This window comes from Mesorhizobium sp. WSM3859, from assembly GCF_002295065.1.
GTDB lineage: Bacteria > Pseudomonadota > Alphaproteobacteria > Rhizobiales > Rhizobiaceae > Mesorhizobium.
Genome location: NZ_NSGG01000008.1, coordinates 207,030 through 223,532, shown reverse-complemented (window position 1 = coordinate 223,532; position 16,503 = coordinate 207,030). Strand labels below are relative to the sequence as shown.

At 62.1% G+C, this 16,503-nt stretch carries 15 protein-coding genes and 1 tRNA gene; 1 reads left to right on the top strand and 15 read right to left on the bottom strand.

Features of this window, described 5'->3' with window-relative positions:
* Positions 1–736: 736 nt before the first annotated feature.
* Positions 737–812, bottom strand: a tRNA-Lys gene (locus CK230_RS19020).
* 290 nt (positions 813–1,102) lie between these two features.
* On the opposite strand from CK230_RS19020, the gene CK230_RS19015 reads away from it, so the two are divergent.
* Positions 1,103–1,567, top strand: coding sequence for a BA14K family protein (locus CK230_RS19015; RefSeq protein WP_095818658.1), 465 nt, complete (start codon positions 1,103–1,105; stop codon positions 1,565–1,567).
* 138 nt (positions 1,568–1,705) lie between these two features.
* Here CK230_RS19015 and CK230_RS19010 read toward each other — a convergent pair whose 3' ends face one another.
* The 14 genes from CK230_RS19010 to CK230_RS18945 all read right to left on the bottom strand — a co-directional run bounded on the left by CK230_RS19010 (position 1,706) and on the right by CK230_RS18945 (position 16,437).
* Complete coding sequence (locus CK230_RS19010) at positions 1,706–2,182, bottom strand: DUF6882 domain-containing protein (protein ID WP_095818657.1); 477 nt, start codon at positions 2,180–2,182, stop codon at positions 1,706–1,708.
* A 22-nt stretch (positions 2,183–2,204) separates the two neighbouring features.
* Positions 2,205–3,698: a glycerol kinase GlpK gene (gene glpK / locus CK230_RS19005; protein ID WP_095818656.1), complete on the bottom strand. Its 1,494-nt coding sequence runs from the start codon at positions 3,696–3,698 to the stop codon at positions 2,205–2,207.
* 91 nt (positions 3,699–3,789) lie between these two features.
* The gene (locus CK230_RS19000; RefSeq protein WP_095818655.1) at positions 3,790–5,517 is read right to left on the bottom strand and encodes an ABC transporter substrate-binding protein; all 1,728 of its coding nucleotides are present in this window, start codon (positions 5,515–5,517) and stop codon (positions 3,790–3,792) included.
* Between the two features lie 76 nt (positions 5,518–5,593).
* Entirely contained in the window at positions 5,594–5,881 is a 288-nt protein-coding gene (locus CK230_RS18995; RefSeq protein WP_095818654.1) for a DUF2160 domain-containing protein, read from the bottom strand.
* 2 nt (positions 5,882–5,883) lie between these two features.
* Positions 5,884–6,792 carry a carbohydrate ABC transporter permease gene (locus CK230_RS18990; RefSeq protein WP_095818653.1) on the bottom strand — a complete coding sequence of 303 codons (909 nt, stop codon included), beginning with the start codon at positions 6,790–6,792 and terminating at the stop codon, positions 5,884–5,886.
* 1 nt (position 6,793) lies between these two features.
* A complete protein-coding gene (locus CK230_RS18985) occupies positions 6,794–7,660 on the bottom strand; it encodes a sugar ABC transporter permease (RefSeq protein ID WP_095818652.1) in 867 nt (288 codons plus the stop codon).
* Complete coding sequence (locus CK230_RS18980; RefSeq protein ID WP_095818651.1) at positions 7,661–8,728, bottom strand: ABC transporter ATP-binding protein; 1,068 nt, start codon at positions 8,726–8,728, stop codon at positions 7,661–7,663. It lies immediately after the preceding gene.
* Between the two features lie 10 nt (positions 8,729–8,738).
* The gene (locus tag CK230_RS18975; RefSeq protein WP_095818650.1) at positions 8,739–9,818 is read right to left on the bottom strand and encodes an ABC transporter ATP-binding protein; all 1,080 of its coding nucleotides are present in this window, start codon (positions 9,816–9,818) and stop codon (positions 8,739–8,741) included.
* A 39-nt stretch (positions 9,819–9,857) separates the two neighbouring features.
* Complete coding sequence (glpD, locus tag CK230_RS18970) at positions 9,858–11,384, bottom strand: glycerol-3-phosphate dehydrogenase (protein WP_095818649.1); 1,527 nt, start codon at positions 11,382–11,384, stop codon at positions 9,858–9,860.
* A 127-nt stretch (positions 11,385–11,511) separates the two neighbouring features.
* Complete coding sequence (locus CK230_RS18965) at positions 11,512–12,279, bottom strand: DeoR/GlpR family DNA-binding transcription regulator (protein WP_095818745.1); 768 nt, start codon at positions 12,277–12,279, stop codon at positions 11,512–11,514.
* A gap of 124 nt (positions 12,280–12,403) precedes the next feature.
* Positions 12,404–13,816, bottom strand: a complete 1,413-nt coding sequence (locus CK230_RS18960; protein ID WP_095818648.1) for a pyridoxal-dependent decarboxylase — start codon at positions 13,814–13,816, stop codon at positions 12,404–12,406.
* Positions 13,817–13,915: 99 nt separating this feature from the next.
* The gene (locus tag CK230_RS18955) at positions 13,916–14,647 is read right to left on the bottom strand and encodes a peptidase (protein ID WP_095818647.1); all 732 of its coding nucleotides are present in this window, start codon (positions 14,645–14,647) and stop codon (positions 13,916–13,918) included.
* 32 nt (positions 14,648–14,679) lie between these two features.
* Positions 14,680–15,474 (bottom strand): transglutaminase family protein, encoded by a 795-nt coding sequence (locus CK230_RS18950; protein ID WP_095818646.1) that lies wholly within the window; start codon positions 15,472–15,474, stop codon positions 14,680–14,682.
* A gap of 21 nt (positions 15,475–15,495) precedes the next feature.
* The gene (locus CK230_RS18945; protein WP_095818645.1) at positions 15,496–16,437 is read right to left on the bottom strand and encodes an alpha-E domain-containing protein; all 942 of its coding nucleotides are present in this window, start codon (positions 16,435–16,437) and stop codon (positions 15,496–15,498) included.
* Positions 16,438–16,503: the final 66 nt, after the last annotated feature.

Genomic DNA, 16,503 nt, shown 5'->3' with positions numbered 1-16,503 from the left:
GCATCCCAATTGCGGTCCCTTCGACAGGGAAACAGCCGCGCATGGCTTTTTGTTCCGATTGCCGGGGACGCTGACGTGGCGCCTGCTTTCGACCCAAGGCGGAAAGTTAGCCCGCTGCCTCAATGGGTGGCGGGCTTTTCAATATGCGGTACAACATACCTGGCAGCCTTCCCGCCACGCGAAACGATAACTGTCGTATAGCCGGCTGGCAGCGAGCCTGTGACGATCGGATCGACGACTTGGCATCGGCCGACCATTCTTCCGCTGGGAGCCCGCGCTAGCTCTTTTGCCAACGAAGAACGGCATTCGCTGAGGGATGAGAACACACGAGACGAAGCCGCATTGACCGGTTTGCAGACCGACGCATCGCCTTGGCTGCACAAAAGCAAAACCATGACTGCTGCTGTAGACGAGTCCATGCTCGAAGATCCTTTTTCGGAGCTTCAACGCTAGCAAGATCGCTCTGTTTCACATTTGCTAAAATACGAGGGAGCGGCTGGCGGCTCTGGCTCCCTGGGCCTTTCATGCCCACATGAAGCCGGTGAACGTGTCGCTATCGATAATCCTCAGCTTCATTTCTTCGGTATAATTTGGGCCGAACCAGCCTTTGTAATGAATGTGGATTGGGAACTCGGCTCCGCTCTTCCAAAATCTTTTGTCTCCCCGCTCAGTGGTGCCAAGCATGACACTTGAGCGCCATTGTGCAACACGGGGATCAAATCCCGCTTGAATTTGTTGGTGAGCGCGATGGGATTCGAACCCATGACCTACTGATTAAAAGTCAGTTGCTCTACCGGCTGAGCTACGCGCTCCCGTGGGCTGGAAACGCCGCCCTCGAAATTGCGCGGAACATAGGGAGAGTGCCGCGGCCGGTCAACCGGAAAAAGATGGCTTTCCCGCCGCAGATTTTCGGGGTTTTCGGCCGCCCTTGTCGGAGGTCGGGCACTTGCTTCAAGCAAGCCTCAGCCGGTTGCCTATGACCACCCGCATATTTCAGAAATCCCTTGAATAACAATAGTTTGAGATTCAAACGGGAACCGTCGCGGCGATTTTCCGTTTTTCGGGCACAGGGACACCAACCACCGTTTCAAGGAGAAGACCCATGAGAAATATCGTATCGGGCTTGCTTGCCGCCACCTTGTCGGTTTCGTTCGCCGCCGCTGCCGCCGTGCCCGCCAATGCCGCGCAGGTGTTCGTCCCGCAGGCTTCGCCGGCGTCGCCCGATGTCCAGAACGTCGCCGAGCGCGACTGGCGCTGGAGACACAATGGCAATTGGCGTGGCGGGCAGCGTTTCTCGCGCAATGACGGCATGTATTGGAACGGCCATCGCGGCTATCGCGAATACCGCCACGGTTATCGCCGTCATGGCGACTATTGGTTCCCGCTTGCCGCTTTCGCTACCGGCGCTCTGATCACCGGCGCCATCGTCAACAGCGAGAACAACCGTGTCTATCGCGGCGATGCGCATGTGCAGTGGTGCTATGACCGCTATCGTTCGTATCGCGCCTGGGACAATACATTCCAGCCCAATAACGGCCCGCGTCGGCAGTGCGTGTCGCCCTACTGACGGCCTCCAAAGCAATTCCAGGAAGAGTGCGTAGCGGTTTTCGTCCGGAATTGCGGAACGCACATAATTTGGCCTTGACCGAGCCCGGTGCCTCGATAGGCACGGGCTCTCTCGCTATGCCTCGCGGCGAAGACTGTGTCAGTTCGCCCATCGTATGTTCTTGAAGACCAGATACAGGGCGCCGCCCTCCGCCCGCGAGGAGCGGTAGGCTCCAAGCGCGTTGCAAACCCGGACCATCGCTGCCGTTAGTTCCCAGCCGAGCGCATCCAAATCGCCGCTGGCATCGCCCACATAGGCCTGGGCCAGGTCGTCCACGCCCTTTTTCTCCCCGAACGCCCGCACCAGTTGGGCGTCGCCGAGGAGGTCGCCCGGTAAGTTCGAATTGGCCCAAGCCCAGAGCCAATTGCCCGCCCTGGCGCTGGTAGAGCCCGCAATCTGGATTTCCGAGATAACCTTGGCGCCCGCTTTGTCGTAGAAAATCAGCTTCCCGGCCGCCAGGTCGTAGTTGTAACGCATCCAGTGGCCGAGGCGGAAATCCTGTTCCAGGCGCGCGTTCTTGGCGGCAAGCTGTTCAAATGCCTCATCGCGCCAGGCAGGATACCAATCCGGTTGCATTCTCCCCCCGGTCCAGTGATCGCTACTGCGTACTCAGCGTCCTGCGCACCGCATCGCGCCATCCGGCCAGTTTCGCCCCGCGCGTGGCCGCATCCATCTCCGGCTTGAAGCGCCGTTCCAGCGCCCAGCTCCTCGCGAATTCCTTTGCCTTCGGCCAGACACCCGCCTTCGATCCCGCGAGCCACGCCGCGCCCAGGGCGGTCGTCTCCAGGATCGTGGGACGATCGACCGGCGCGTCGAGAATGTCGGCCAGCCGCTGCATGGTCCAGTCGGACGCCACCATACCACCGTCGACCCGAAGCACCGTCTTGACGGATGCGCCCTTCCAGTCCTTGCGCATCGCGTCGAGAAGGTCGCGCGTCTGGAAGGCGACGGATTCGAGCGCCGCGCGCGCGAACTCTGCCGGGCCTGAATTGCGCGTCAAGCCGAAGATCGCGCCGCGCGCCTCCGCATCCCAATGCGGCGCGCCGAGCCCGACAAAGGCCGGCACCAGATAGACGGCTTGCGCTGGATCGGCGGCCGCCGCGAGCGCGCCGCTCTGCTCGGCCTTGCCGATGACCTTGATGCCGTCGCGCAGCCACTGCACAGCGGCGCCCGCGATGAAAATCGAGCCCTCCAGCGCGTAGGTGGTCTTGCCGTTCAAACGATAGGCGATGGTGGTGAGCAGCCGGTTCTTCGAGCGCACCAGGTCGGCGCCGGTGTTGAGCAGCGCGAAGCAGCCTGTGCCATAGGTCGCTTTCATCATGCCCGGCTCGAAACAGGCCTGGCCGATGGTCGCCGCGTGCTGGTCGCCGGCAACGCCGAGGATGGGCATTTCAGCGCCGAACAGGCTCTTCTCGGTGACGCCGAAATCGTCGGCGCAGTTCTTCACCGCAGGCAGGATCGCGGCAGGTATGTTCAGGATCGCGAGCAGCTCCTCATCCCAGGCATTCTTCTCGATGTTGTAGACCAGCGTGCGCGAAGCGTTGGTGGCGTCAGTGGCGTGCACCTTGCCGCCCGTCAGCCGCCAGATCAGGAAACTGTCGATCGTGCCGGCAAGCAACTCGCCCTTTTCGGCGCGCTTGCGCGCGCCTTTCACCTTGTCCAGCATCCAGGCGATCTTGGTGCCGGAGAAATAGGGATCGAGCAGCAGCCCGGTCTTCTTGGTGAATTTTTTCTCCAGCCCCTGCTTCTTCAGCTTCTGGCAGAGTGGCGCCGTGCGGCGATCCTGCCAGACAATCGCATTGTGGATCGGCTTGCCGGTCGCCTTGTCCCAGATCACGACGGTCTCGCGCTGATTGGTGATGCCGATGGCGTCCACATCCGATGCTGTGCGGCCGGCCGCTTTCAGCGCTGCCTTCACCGTGGCGAGAACGCTCGTCCAGATGTCTTCCGGATCATGCTCGACCCAGCCGGAGGCCGGATAATGCTGCGCGAATTCCTGCTGGCCGGTGCCGGCGACTTTCATCTTGTCGTCGAACAGGATCGCCCGGGTCGAGGTCGTTCCCTGGTCGATCGCCAGCACAAAACCGCTCATTTGGCTTCCTCCGCCTTGATACGAACAGGGGAGACGGCAATGCGCCGCCTCCCCCTATTTCACACGGGCGCGAACGCCCGCATCGACAGCCTTACTTCTGCCAGCTCTTCACCAGCTCGTCGTAGTTGATGGTGATCGGCTTTTCCTTCTCGTTCTCGATCTTCAGCTGAGGAGCGAGATTGCCCTTCTTGACCGCGTCGGCGTTCCAGTAGGCGAGGTCATGCTCTTCGGCCATCTTCGGGCCGATATCGCCCTGGACGCCCGACTTCTCGATGCGGCTCATGACCTTTTCCTGTTCGGCGCAGAGCGAGTCCATCGCTTCCTGCGCGGTCTTGGCGCCCGACGAGGCATCGCCAATCGCCTGCCACCAGAGCTGTGCCAGCTTCGGATAGTCAGGCACGTTGGTGCCGGTCGGCGACCACTGCACACGGGCCGGCGAGCGGTAGAACTCGATCAGGCCGCCGAGCTTCGGAGCGCGCTCCGTGAAGCTCTTGTCGTGGATCGTGCTCTCGCGGATGAAGGTCAAGCCGACATGGCTCTTCTTCACGTCGACGGTCTTCGAGGTGACGAACTGCGCATAAAGCCAAGCGGCCTTGGCGCGGTCGGTCGGCGTCGACTTCATCAGCGTCCAGGAACCCACGTCCTGGTAGCCGAGCTTCATGCCGTCCTTCCAGTAGACGCCGTGCGGCGACGGCGCCATACGCCATTTCGGCGTACCGTCGTCGTTCATCACGGCCTTGGCGCCGGCATCGACCATCGAAGCGGTGAAGGCGGTATACCAGAAGATCTGCTGCGCGACCGCACCCTGCGCCGGCACCGGGCCGGACTCGGAGAAGGTCATGCCTTGCGCTTCGGCCGGAGCGTAGGCCTTCAGCCAGTCGAGATACTTCTGGATCGAGTAGACCGCCGCCGGTCCGTTCGTGTCACCGCCGCGCGCGGTGCAGGAGCCGACAGGACGCGAATTTTCGTCGACCTTGATGCCCCATTCGTCGACCGGCAGACCGTTCGGAATGCCCTTGTCGCCGTTACCGGCCATCGAGAGCCAGGCATCGGTGAACCGCCAGCCGAGCGACGGGTCCTTCTTGCCGTAGTCCATGTGGCCATAGACCTTCTTGCCGTCGATCTCGCGGCCGGTGAAGAACTCGGCGATGTCCTCATAGGCCGACCAGTTGACCGGCACGCCGAGGTCGTAGCCGTACTTGGCCTTGAAATCGGCCTTGTTCTTCTCGTCGTTGAACCAGTCGTAGCGGAACCAGTAGAGGTTCGCGAACTGCTGGTCGGGCAGCTGGTAGAGCTTCTTGTCGGGCGCCGTCGTGAACGACGTGCCGATGAAGTCCTTCAGGTCGAGGTTCGGGTTGGTGACGTCCTTGCCGTCGCCTTCCATCCAGTCGGTCAGGTTGCGCACCTGCTGGTAGCGCCAGTGCGTGCCGATGAGATCGGAGTCGTTGACCCAGCCGTCATAGAGGTTCTGACCGGTCTGCATCTGGGTCTGAATCTTCTCGACGACGTCGCCTTCCTGGATCGTGTCGTGCGTGACCTTGATGCCGGTGATGGCCGAGAAGGCAGGCGCCAGTACCTGCGACTCATAGGAATGGGTGGCGATGGTTTCCGAAACGACCTTGATCTCCATGCCGGCAAACGGCTTGGCTGCGTCGATGAACCACTGCATTTCCTTTTCCTGGTCGGCGCGCGAAAGCGTCGACAGGGGGCCTATCTCCTTGTCGAGAAAGGCTTTTGCCTCATCCATTCCGGCGTAGGCATGGCCCGCGCCCAGCAACAGGACAAGGGCGGTCGTCGATGTAAGAAATTGCCGTCGCATGTGTCTCCTCCAGTCTTAGGTTTCAAGTGTGACCCGGGGCGGCCGCCAGCACGCGGCCGCTCCGGCTATTCCCCCTCTATACGTATCGGAACACGCCAATGGCGTAGATCACGGAGAGAGCGAGAGCCCACCACAGGTTGGGGCCAACGAGACCCAACCAAGCGAGATGGATGAAGGCGCTGCCGAGCAGCGAAAGAAAGAGGCGATCGCCACGCGTCGTCTCGAAGCGCAGGATGCCGACGCGTGGATTGCCGCCGGGCGAGGCGTATTCCCACGCCGCCATGCCGCAAAGCAGCAGCAAGATGGTTCCGAAGAAAGCCGCCGTTGGCCAGGTCCACGCCATCCACGAGAGGTCGAGGTTCATGATCACACCCTCCCCAGGGCGAAGCCCTTGGCGATATAGTTGCGGACAAACCAGATGACGACGGCGCCGGGGATCAGCGTCAGCACGCCGGCGGCGGCGAGCAGGCCCCAGTCCATGCCCGCGGCCGAGACCGTGCGCGTCATGGTCGCGGCGATCGGCTTGGCGTCCGTCGTGGTCAGCGTGCGCGCGATCAGAAGCTCCACCCATGAGAACATGAAGCAGAAGAAACAGGCGACGCCGATTCCGCTTGCGATCAGCGGCATGAAGATCTTCACGAAGAACCGCGGGAAGGAATAGCCGTCGATATAGGCGGTCTCGTCGATCTCCTTCGGCACCCCGGACATGAAGCCTTCCAGGATCCACACCGCCAGCGGCACGTTGAACAGGCAGTGCGCCAGCGCCACGGCGATATGGGTGTCGATGAGGCCGAAGGCCGAATAAAGCTGGAAGAACGGCAGCGCGAACACCGCCGGCGGCGCCATGCGGTTGGTGAGCAGCCAGAAGAACAGGTGCTTGTCGCCGAGGAAGCGATAGCGCGAGAAGGCGTAGGCCGCCGGCAGCGCCACGGTGACCGAGATCACCATGTTCATCACCACATAGGTGATCGAGTTGATATAACCCGAATACCAGGACGGATCGGTGAAGATGGTGCGGTAGTTGGCCAATGTCGGATTGTGCGGGAACAGCGTCAGCGACGACACGATCTCTGCATTGGTCTTGAAGCTCATATTGATGAGCCAGTAGATCGGCAGCAAAAGCACGATGATGTAGAGGGTCGGCACGACCCACCACCAGCGCGATTCCTCGCCGCGGCGGCGCATCAGCTTCGCCACCTGGTCCTGCGACAGCGTGCTGCCTACTTCGGTGACCGCCGTCTCGCTCACGCGTGTCGTCTCGTTGGCGCCCGCCATCTCAGCGCTCCGCGTCGTAGTTGGTCATCACGGTGTAGAACACCCATGACAACAACAGGATGATCAGGAAATAGACCAGCGACATCGCCGCCGCCGGACCGAGGTCGAACTGGCCGAGCGCCGTCTTGACGAGGTCGATCGACAGGAAGGTCGTCGAATTGCCGGGGCCGCCGCCCGTGACGACGAAAGGCTCGGTGTAGATCATGAAGCTATCCATGAAGCGCAACAGCACGGCGATCAAAAGCACGCGCTGCATCTTCGGCAGTTGGATGTAGCGGAACACCGCCCAGCGCGACGCGCCGTCGATCTTGGCCGCCTGATAGAAGGCATCGGGAATGGAGACCAGACCGGCATAGCAGAGCAGCACGACGAGGCTGGTCCAGTGCCAGACATCCATGATGATCACGGTGACCCAGGCGTCGATCGGATCCTGGACGTAGTTGTAGTCGATGCCGAGCGCGTTGATGTAGTAGCCGAGCAGGCCGATGTCGTTGCGGCCGAACACCTGCCAGATGGTGCCTACGACGTTCCACGGAATGAGCAGCGGCAGCGCCATCAGGACCAGGCAGACTGGCACGCCCCAGCCCTTCTTCGGCATGTTGAGCGCAATGAAGATGCCGAGCGGCACCTCGATCGCCAGGATGATGAAGGAGAAGATCAGGTTGCGCACCATCGCTTCCCAGAAGCGGTCGGAGGCGAGCAACTCCTCGAACCATTCGGTGCCGGCCCAGAAGAAGACGTTGTTGCCGAACGTGTCCTGCACCGAATAGTTGACGACGGTCATCAGCGGGATGACGGCCGAGAAGGCCACCAGCACCAACACCGGCAGGACAAGGAACCACGCCTTGTTGTTCCAGGTCTTTTCCATCTATGCCCCCATCTCGACGCGCCAGGAATCGGCATAGATGTTGATGCCCGCGGGATCGAAGCGGACCTTCGCCTCGGCCGGAACTTCGTCGTCCTCGCCGATGACGGCCGCGATCTCCTTGCCTTCGAGATTGGCGCGCACGACCTTGTGGCGCCCGACATCCTCGACCTTGCTGACCTGCACCGCCATGCCTTCGCGGCCGAGCCGCACATATTCGGGGCGGATACCGAGTTCGACGGCGCCTTTGTCGGCCTTTGGGACTCCCGGCAGCTCGATGCGTTGCGCGCCGAGCTTCGCGGTCTTGCCTTCGAGCGCAACCGGCAGCACGTTCATGCCCGGCGAACCGATGAAATAACCGACGAAAGTGTGGCGCGGTCGCTCGAAGAGCTCCGCCGGCGTGCCGATCTGGACGATCTCCCCGTCATACATGACCACGACGCGGTCGGCGAAAGTCAACGCCTCGGTCTGGTCGTGCGTGACATAGACCATGGTGTAGCCGAAGCGGCGATGCAGCTGCTTCAACTGCGAGCGCAGCACCCACTTCATATGCGGATCGATGACGGTCAGCGGTTCGTCGAACAGGATGGCATTGACGTCGGAGCGCACCAGGCCGCGTCCGAGCGATATCTTCTGCTTCTGGTCGGCGGTGAGCCCGCGCGCCTTCTTCTTCGCCAGCGAAGCGAGATCGATCATGTCGAGCGTCTCGCGCACCTTGCGGTCGACGTCCGTCTCCGGCACGCGGCGATTGCGCAGCGGGAAGGCCAGATTGTCGTAGACGGTCATGGTGTCGTAGATGACCGGGAACTGGAACACCTGCGCGATGTTGCGTTCCTGGGTCGACAGCCTGGTGACGTCGTGGCCGTTGAACAGCAACTGGCCGTGCGAAGGATGCAGCAGTCCCGAAATGATGTTGAGCAAGGTGGTCTTGCCGCAACCGGACGGTCCGAGCAGCGCATAGGCGCCACCATCCTCGAAGGTGTGGTGCACCTCCTTCAGCGCGAAATCGGAATCCTTCTGCGGATTGGGCAGGTAGGAGTGGCGGATGTGATTGACCTCGATGCGCGCCATCTGATCCTCCTCAGGCCGCCAGCTTCGACGCCGTAACGGCGCGGCCGTTCTGGTCGAACACCATGATGTGGCGTGGGTCGATGAACACCTCGACCTCGTCGTCGGTCTCGAAGTCGAGGATGCCGTGCGCCAGCATCACCCAGCGCGCATCGGCGAAGTCGAGATGGACGAAGCTTTCCGAACCGGTGATCTCGGTGATGGTGACCTTCGCCCGCACAGGCACGGCGCTCGCGTTCGGCCGCTCCAGCGACAGATGATGCGGCTGGAAGCCGATCGTGTAGCTCGCATCCGCAATGCCGGCGAGCTCCGGCGGCACCGGCAGCTTGACGCCGCCTTCGAGCAGGAAATCCGCGCCCTTCTTGGACAGCACGATGGTGTTGAGCGGCGGGTCGGCAAACGTCCTTGCCGTCACCAGGTCGACCGGCTTGCGGAACACCTCCACCGTCGGGCCGAACTGGGTGACGCGGCCCTCCGAGAGCGTCGCCGTGTTGCCGCCAAGAAGCAGCGCTTCGTGCGGTTCGGTGGTGGCATAGACGAAGATGGTGCCGGCAGCGGCAAAGATCTTCGGCAATTCGGCACGCAATTCCTCACGCAGCTTATAGTCGAGGTTGGCCAAAGGCTCGTCGAGCAGCACCAGGCTGGCATTCTTGACGATGGCGCGGGCAAGCGCTGTGCGCTGCTGCTGACCGCCGGACAAATTGAGCGGCGTGCGGTCGAGATAGGGTGTCAGCTTCAAAAGCGCCGCCGCGTTGCGCACTTCCTTGTCGATCCTGGCCTGCTCGACGCCGGCCACGCGAAGCGGCGAGGCGATGTTTTCATAGACGGTCATCGCCGGGTAATTGATGAACTGCTGGTAGACCATGGCGACGTTGCGCTTCTGCACCGGCTGTCCGGTCACGTCCTTGCCGTCGAACCAGACCGAACCGGACGTCGGCGCATCGAGGCCCGCCATCAGCCGCATCAGGCTGGTCTTGCCGGAAAGCGTCGGCCCCAGCAGAACGTTCAGCGAGCCGTGCTGAAGCGTCAGCGACACGTCGCGGATATGCTCCTGCGCGCCGACCGTCTTCGTAACGTTCCTCAGTTCCAGCATCACGCCTCCTCCCAGGCCTTGCGCATCAGCGGTCGATCTTCATTCCGCCGCCGCGACGTGACGGTTGCTCAGTCCGCGCATGAACTCTTCCAGCGCCGCCGCCTGCTCCCGGCTGAAATGCAGGCCGCGCTTGGTTCGGCGCCACAATACGTCCTCGGCGGTGACCGCCCATTCGTTCTCGACGAGATAGCGGACTTCCGCCTCGAAAAGATCGGCGCCGAAATTGCGGCCGAGATCGGCATTCGACTTGGCGAGCCCGAGCAGCTTTTGCGCGCGCGTGCCGTAGAGCCGGGTGAACTTTCGCGCCAGTCGCTGGTCGAGGAACGGATAGGTGTTCTTCAGCCTGGCGACCTGGGCATCGAAACCGGTCGCCGGAAAATCGCCGCCAGGCAGAGGCGCGTCATGCGTCCACGGCTTGCCGCGCTTGCCGAGAAAACCTTCGATCTTCTCCAGCATCGATTCCGCCAGCCGGCGGAAGGTCGTGATCTTGCCGCCGAAGGCGTTGACAAGCGGGGCGACACCCTCCCCGCCATCGGCTTTCAGCACATAATCGCGCGTCGCTTCCTGCGCCTTGGAGGCGCCGTCGTCATAGAGCGGGCGCACCGCCGAATAGGTCCAGACGATGTCGGAGCGCTTCACGGCGACCGCGAAATATTCGCTTGCGGCGGCGCACAGATAGTCGATCTCGGCGTCGGAGATCTTCACATCATGCGGGTCGCCGGGATAGTCGCGGTCGGTTGTCCCGATCAGCGTGAATTCATCCTCGTAGGGAATGGCGAAGATGATGCGGCCATCCTTGTTCTGGAAGAAATAGGCGCGCGGATCGTCGAACTTCTTGGCGACGACGATGTGGCTGCCCTGCACGAGGCGGACATTGTGGACTTCGTTCTGGCCGACGGCTGTCTGCAGAACGTGATCGACCCAGGGGCCGGCGGCGTTGACGAGAAGCCGTGCGCGAACCTCTTCGGTATCACCGGTGAGCACGTTCTGCAGCTTGATGGTCCAGGTCGGACCGTCGCGGCGCGCGCTGACGACCTTGGTGCGGGTACGGATGATGGCGCCCCGGTCGGCGGCATCACGAGCGTTAAGCGCCACCAGGCGAGCGTCGTTGACCCAACCATCCGAATATTCGAAAGCCTTGCGGAACAATGGTTTCAGCGGTTTGCCGGCCGGGTCCCTCGCCATGTCCAGCGTCTTCGTCGCAGGCAGCAGTTTGCGCCCGCCGATGTGATCGTAAAGGAACAGCCCGAGCCGGATCAGCCAGGCGGGCCTGAGGCCCTTGGCGTAAGGCAGAACGAAGCGCATCGGCCAGATGATGTGTGGCGCGTTCTTCCAAAGAACCTCGCGCTCCATCAGCGCTTCGCGCACCAGCCGGAACTCGTAGAATTCGAGATAGCGAAGCCCGCCATGGATAAGCTTGGTCGAGCCGGAGGACGTCCCGCTCGCCAGATCGTTCATCTCGGCGAGGTAGACCGAAAATCCGCGGCCCACGGCATCGCGGGCGATGCCGCAGCCATTGATGCCGCCGCCGATGACGAAAATGTCATGGATCGGTGATGCGTCCAAAGTTTCCTCCAACGATTTCGCATTGCACCATTTTTGTGTTTTACGAAACCGTTGCGGAATTATTTCGAACTCAAAGCGAATGTCAAACGAAATTATCACCGCTGCGTGAAACTGCCATGATGCACGCCTATTCGAGCGCCGTCTCGATCAGCCGGACCTCGGCCTCCTCGCAAATCCGGCGGATCGAAGGGATGTCGCAACGATCGGTGATAAAGGTATTCACCTGGGAAAGGTGGCCGATTCGAACCGGTGCCGTACGCTCGAACTTGGTCCGGTCGGAGACCAGGATGACGTGGCGCGCATTGGCGATGATCGCCTGCGCCACCTTCACCTCGCGAAAATCGAAGTCGAGCAGCGCGCCGTCATGGTCGATCGCCGAAGCGCCGATGACGGCGTAATCGACCTTGAACTGGCGGATGAAATCGACGGCCGCCTCGCCGACAACACCGCCGTCGGAACCGCGCACCACGCCGCCGGCGATCACCACCTCGATCGTAGGATAGACGCGCATCCTATTGGCAACATTGATGTTATTGGTGATGACCATCAGCCCGTTATGGTCGAGCAACGCCTTGCTGACGGCCTCGGTGGTGGTGCCGATATTGATGAACAGCGACGCATTGTCCGGGATCAACCGCGCCGCCGCGCCTCCGATCGCCTCCTTCTCGTCGGCTGCGATCTTGCGCCGCGCCTCATATTCCATGTTCTCGATGCCGGACGGGAACAGCGCGCCGCCATGGATGCGGGTGAGCAGCCGCTGATCGCACAGATCGTTGAGGTCCTTGCGGATGGTCTGCGGCGTCACGTTGAAATGCGTAGCCAGATCCTCGACCAGAACCCGGCCGTGGTCTTTCGCCATCTGGATGATTTCGGCGTGGCGTGGCGAAAGAAACATCCGGCGTTCCTCCATTTTCGTTTTTTCCGTCTATATCGGAAAACGAAACCGAAGAAAAGGTATAAGCCGGCTAACGAAACTCAGCTGATTGCAAAGGCAAACCGGCGCGAATGCGTCTGCCGTCTCAGGATAAGCGCCGCGCAATCTCGGTTATAACGTCGAACGCCACGTCGACATCGGCCGCCGTCGACTCGAACTGCCCCGCCTGAAAGCGGATCGCCACGCGCCCGTCGACCCGCGTTTGCGTCAGGTAAATGCGGCCATCGGTGTTGATGGCGTCGACCAGCCGCAAATTATGCTCGTCCGGATCGGTACCCGAAGGCGCTTTGTGCCGGAACGAGAACAGCGACAGCATCGGCTCGCTGACGAGCTCGAAATCCGCTTCGCCGGCCAGCCGCGCGGCAAGCCCTTCGCTCCAGGCGACGTGATTGCGGATCATGGTGCGCAGGCCTTCGAGGCCGTGGGCACGCAGCAGGAACCAGAGTTTCAGCGCGCGGAAGCGGCGTCCGAGCGGGACCGACCATTCCGAATAGTTGATGATGCCGTCATGGCCATGTGTCTTCAGGAATTCGGGCCTGATCGCCAGCGTGCGCACCAGGTCTTCCGGCTGGCGCACGAACTGGATCGAGCAATCGAACTGCGCGCCCAGCCATTTGTGCGGATTGAAGACGATGGAGTCCGCGCCTTCGACGCCCGCCCAGAAATGCCGGTATTCCGGGCAGATCATCGCCGATCCGGCCCAGGCGGCGTCGACATGCAGGTAAAGCCCGTGCCGCTTTGCGACCGCGGCCACCGCGGCGATGTCGTCAGTGCCGCCAATGCTGGTGCCGCCGACACAAGCGATGATGCCCGCGGGCAGCAGGCCGGCCTCGCGATCGGCGACGATCGCGGCCTCAAGCGCGGCCGTGTCCATGGCGCGAAAACGCCCTGAGGCCGGGATGCGGACGAGGTTCTCCTCGCCGATGCCCGAGACCCAGATGGCGCGGTCGATCGAGGTATGGACCTGGTCGGAGGAATAGACGCGCAGCTTGCCGTGTCCGGCGAGCCCCTTTTTGTTGCCCTGCCAGTCGAGCGTCCGCTCGCGCATGGTGAGCACTGCCGCAAGCGTCGCAGACGACGCCGAGTCCTGGATGACGCCGGAAAAGCCCTCGGGCAGGCCAAGCGCCTGGCGCATCCAGTCGACGATGCGCGTCTCGAGCTCGGTCGCCGCCGGCGAGGTCTGCCACAGCATGCATTGCGCTGCCATCGCCGAGACCAGATACTCCGCCACGACCGAGACCGGCGCCGCATTGGCCGGGAAATAGGCGAAGAAGCGGGGGTGCTGCCAATGCGTCATGCCCGGCACGATCTTTTCTTCGAAATCGGCGAAGATCTTCTCCATCGGTTCGGGCATTTCGGGTGGCGAAGCCTCGATGCTCCTGAAGATCTCGCCTGGCGCGATGGCCGGCCGAACCGGATGATCGCGCAGGCCGGCGCGGTAATCGACGCCCCAGTCGGCCGCCCGCCTCGACCAGTCGCGGAATGTTTTGTTGTCCATCTATCCTCCGAGCCCAGCCGCAATGCAGCCGGTAAGCCAGCTTCGATATTGATTAATCGCGTTAAATACAGATGCCCAACCGGCCGCGAAGCGCGGACCCTAACCGGGGAAATCCGGCAGGCTGGCAAAGGCCGCCTTCAAGGCGTTCGACCAGCCGTCGGAGATGGTGCGGTAATAGGGATCGTCCTGGGCGATCCGCCTGTTGAGCCCGACCTTGAAGCTGTCCTTCTCCAGGAACAGCAGATCGAGCGGCAGCCCGACCGAAAGGTTAGATTTCAGCGTCGAGTCGAACGACACCAGAAGCAGCTTCACCGTTTCGGCCAGGCCCATTGTCCGGTCATAGGCACGGATGATGATCGGCTTGCCGTATTTCGTCTCGCCGATTTGGAAGAAAGGCGTGTCGTCGGTCGATTCGATGAAATTGCCTTCCGGGTAGATCATGAACAGCCTGGGCGGGCTGCCCTTGATCTGGCCGCCCAGGATGAAGGAGGCATTGAAGTAGGAATCCGCCTTGTCGCCGTTCGGCGAGGCATGTTCGATGACTTCCTTGACCGTGTCGCCGACCAGCCGCACCGTCTGGTACATGGACGGCGTCTCGAGCAGCTTCGGATGGCGGTCGCCAACGGTCTTGTTGCGTTCGTCGAGCAGGCTGACCACGGCTTGCGTGGTGGCAAGGTTGCCCGCAGACATCAGCACGATGACGCGCTCGCCCGGCTCTTCCCAGATGTGCATCTTCTTGAAGGTCGAGATCGAATCCATGCCGGCATTGGTGCGCGTGTCCGACATGAACACGAGCCCGCGATCGATCTTGAGGCCGACGCAATATGTCATGATTCTTCTTTAACAGCGAATCCCGTCGGAAATTACTGCTCCACCGTGACGGTGACGGCAAGCTTCTCTTGCGCCTGCCCCAGCAGTATCCCCGACATCGGCGAGGCGTCGCGATAGTCGCGCCCCGTCGCCACCCGCACATAGCGTTCGTCGGGAGAGATACCGTTCGCTGGATCGAAGGCAACCCATCCGAGCCCTACCACATAGGCCTCGGCCCAAGCATGGCTTGCAGCCTGCTCGACGGCGGCATCCATCATCAGATAACCGCTGACATAGCGAGCCGGAAAGCCAAGGGCGACGGCCGCGGCGATGAAGATATGGCTGTGATCCTGGCAGACGCCGGACTTCAGCGCGAGCGCCTCCTCCGCCGGCGTCACGACGCTGGTCGTGCCGGGCTTGTAGGCGACCCGTTCGCCGATAGCGGCCATCAACCGGTGCAGTCGCTCGATCTCGGTGCCCTGCCCGACCGCGCCCGCCACCTCACGTATGCCCTCGCCAGCGGCGGTAAGCTGCGTGTGCTGGCCGAACAGCCAGAGCGGCGCAAAGCCTTGATGCTGGCCCGTCACGCCCGCCGTGTCATGCGTGGTCACCTCTCCCGCCGCCTCAACGGTGATCGCGCTCTGGCCGCTCTCGGCGCTCACCAGCCGCGTGTCGTTGCCGAAATGATCGGTAAAGCGCACCTCCTCGCGCGCGCCTTCGACCTTGATCGCCCAGGAGCCGACGGTCTGCGTACGTCCGCTCAGGGGCAGCAGGCGCAGCCGCTGCAGCAGATATTGCACCGGCGCATCGTAGTGGTACTCGGTGCGATGGGTGATCTTGAGCCGCATGACGCCCGCCCTCAGCCCCGCTCAATTGAACCGGTAATCCTGGGCGATCTCGTCGCCCAGCCGGGTGTTGTCGCGAATGAACTCGGCCAGGAACTCGTGCAGGCCGTGATCGAATATATCCTTGATCGAGCCCCTCTTGAGCAACGCCTGGATCTTCTCGGCGGTGGCGTGACAGGCATGGCGCTCGCCATAGTCGTCGGCGAGGAATTTCAGGTGCTCGCCGAGAAAGCGATAGCAGAAGGTCAGCGAGCGCGGCATGCGCACATTGAGGATCAGATAGTCCGCAATATTCGTCGGCTTGTAGTCGGCCTCATAAACCCAGCGATAGGAGCGATGCGCCGACACCGAGCGCAGGATGGACTCCCACTGGTAGTTGTCCAGCGTCGAGCCGACCCAGGACAGCGAAGGCAAGAGCACATAATATTTCACATCGAGGATGCGCGCCGTATTGTCGGCGCGCTCGACATAGGTGCCCAGCTGCGAAAAATCGAAAATCTCGTTGCGCAGCATCGTGCCGTAGAACGAACCGCGGATCAGCGCCGTCTCGCGCTTGATGGCATCGAGCACCGTCGGCAAGTCGCGCTCGTCGATCGGCCTCGCCAGCATGCGCTTCAGCGACATCCAGGCCTCGTTGATGCTTTCCCAGGTCTCGCGCGTCAGCGCCGTGCGCACCATGCGGGCATTGTTGCGAGCCGTCTCGATCGACGACATCGTGCTCGACGGGTTCGAGGTGTCGCGCAGCAGAAAGTCGGAGACGTTGGCGGCTGTATAGTCCTGATACTTCTGGCTGAAGGCGATGTCGGAGCCGGCGCTGAGCAGCACCGAATTCCATTCCTCGGACGCATTCTGCGTGCGCGTCAGCGCCATGCGCAGGCCGGCATCGACGAGGCGCGCCATATTTTCGGCCCGCTCGATATAGCGGTTCATCCAGTAGAGACCGTTTGCGGTGCGGCCGAGAAGCATGGGAAGGCCCTTCGGGCTAGTGGGTAGGGAATAGCCAGTAGTGAGTAGTGAAAATTCGAGTTTCGA

Bases quoted from the DNA above. Each gene is read 5' to 3' on its own strand.
- CK230_RS19015 (WP_095818658.1), top strand. From the start codon at position 1,103: ATGAGAAATATCGTATCGGGCTTGCTTGCCGCCACCTTGTCGGTTTCG.
- CK230_RS19010 (WP_095818657.1), bottom strand. From the start codon at position 2,182: ATGCAACCGGATTGGTATCCTGCCTGGCGCGATGAGGCATTTGAACAG.
- glpK (WP_095818656.1), bottom strand. From the start codon at position 3,698: ATGAGCGGTTTTGTGCTGGCGATCGACCAGGGAACGACCTCGACCCGG.
- CK230_RS19000 (WP_095818655.1), bottom strand. From the start codon at position 5,517: ATGCGACGGCAATTTCTTACATCGACGACCGCCCTTGTCCTGTTGCTG.
- CK230_RS18995 (WP_095818654.1), bottom strand. From the start codon at position 5,881: ATGAACCTCGACCTCTCGTGGATGGCGTGGACCTGGCCAACGGCGGCT.
- CK230_RS18990 (WP_095818653.1), bottom strand. From the start codon at position 6,792: ATGGCGGGCGCCAACGAGACGACACGCGTGAGCGAGACGGCGGTCACC.
- CK230_RS18985 (WP_095818652.1), bottom strand. From the start codon at position 7,660: ATGGAAAAGACCTGGAACAACAAGGCGTGGTTCCTTGTCCTGCCGGTG.
- CK230_RS18980 (WP_095818651.1), bottom strand. From the start codon at position 8,728: ATGGCGCGCATCGAGGTCAATCACATCCGCCACTCCTACCTGCCCAAT.
- CK230_RS18975 (WP_095818650.1), bottom strand. From the start codon at position 9,818: ATGCTGGAACTGAGGAACGTTACGAAGACGGTCGGCGCGCAGGAGCAT.
- CK230_RS18965 (WP_095818745.1), bottom strand. From the start codon at position 12,279: ATGTTTCTTTCGCCACGCCACGCCGAAATCATCCAGATGGCGAAAGAC.
- CK230_RS18960 (WP_095818648.1), bottom strand. From the start codon at position 13,816: ATGGACAACAAAACATTCCGCGACTGGTCGAGGCGGGCGGCCGACTGG.
- CK230_RS18955 (WP_095818647.1), bottom strand. From the start codon at position 14,647: ATGACATATTGCGTCGGCCTCAAGATCGATCGCGGGCTCGTGTTCATG.
- CK230_RS18950 (WP_095818646.1), bottom strand. From the start codon at position 15,474: ATGCGGCTCAAGATCACCCATCGCACCGAGTACCACTACGATGCGCCG.
- CK230_RS18945 (WP_095818645.1), bottom strand. From the start codon at position 16,437: ATGCTTCTCGGCCGCACCGCAAACGGTCTCTACTGGATGAACCGCTAT.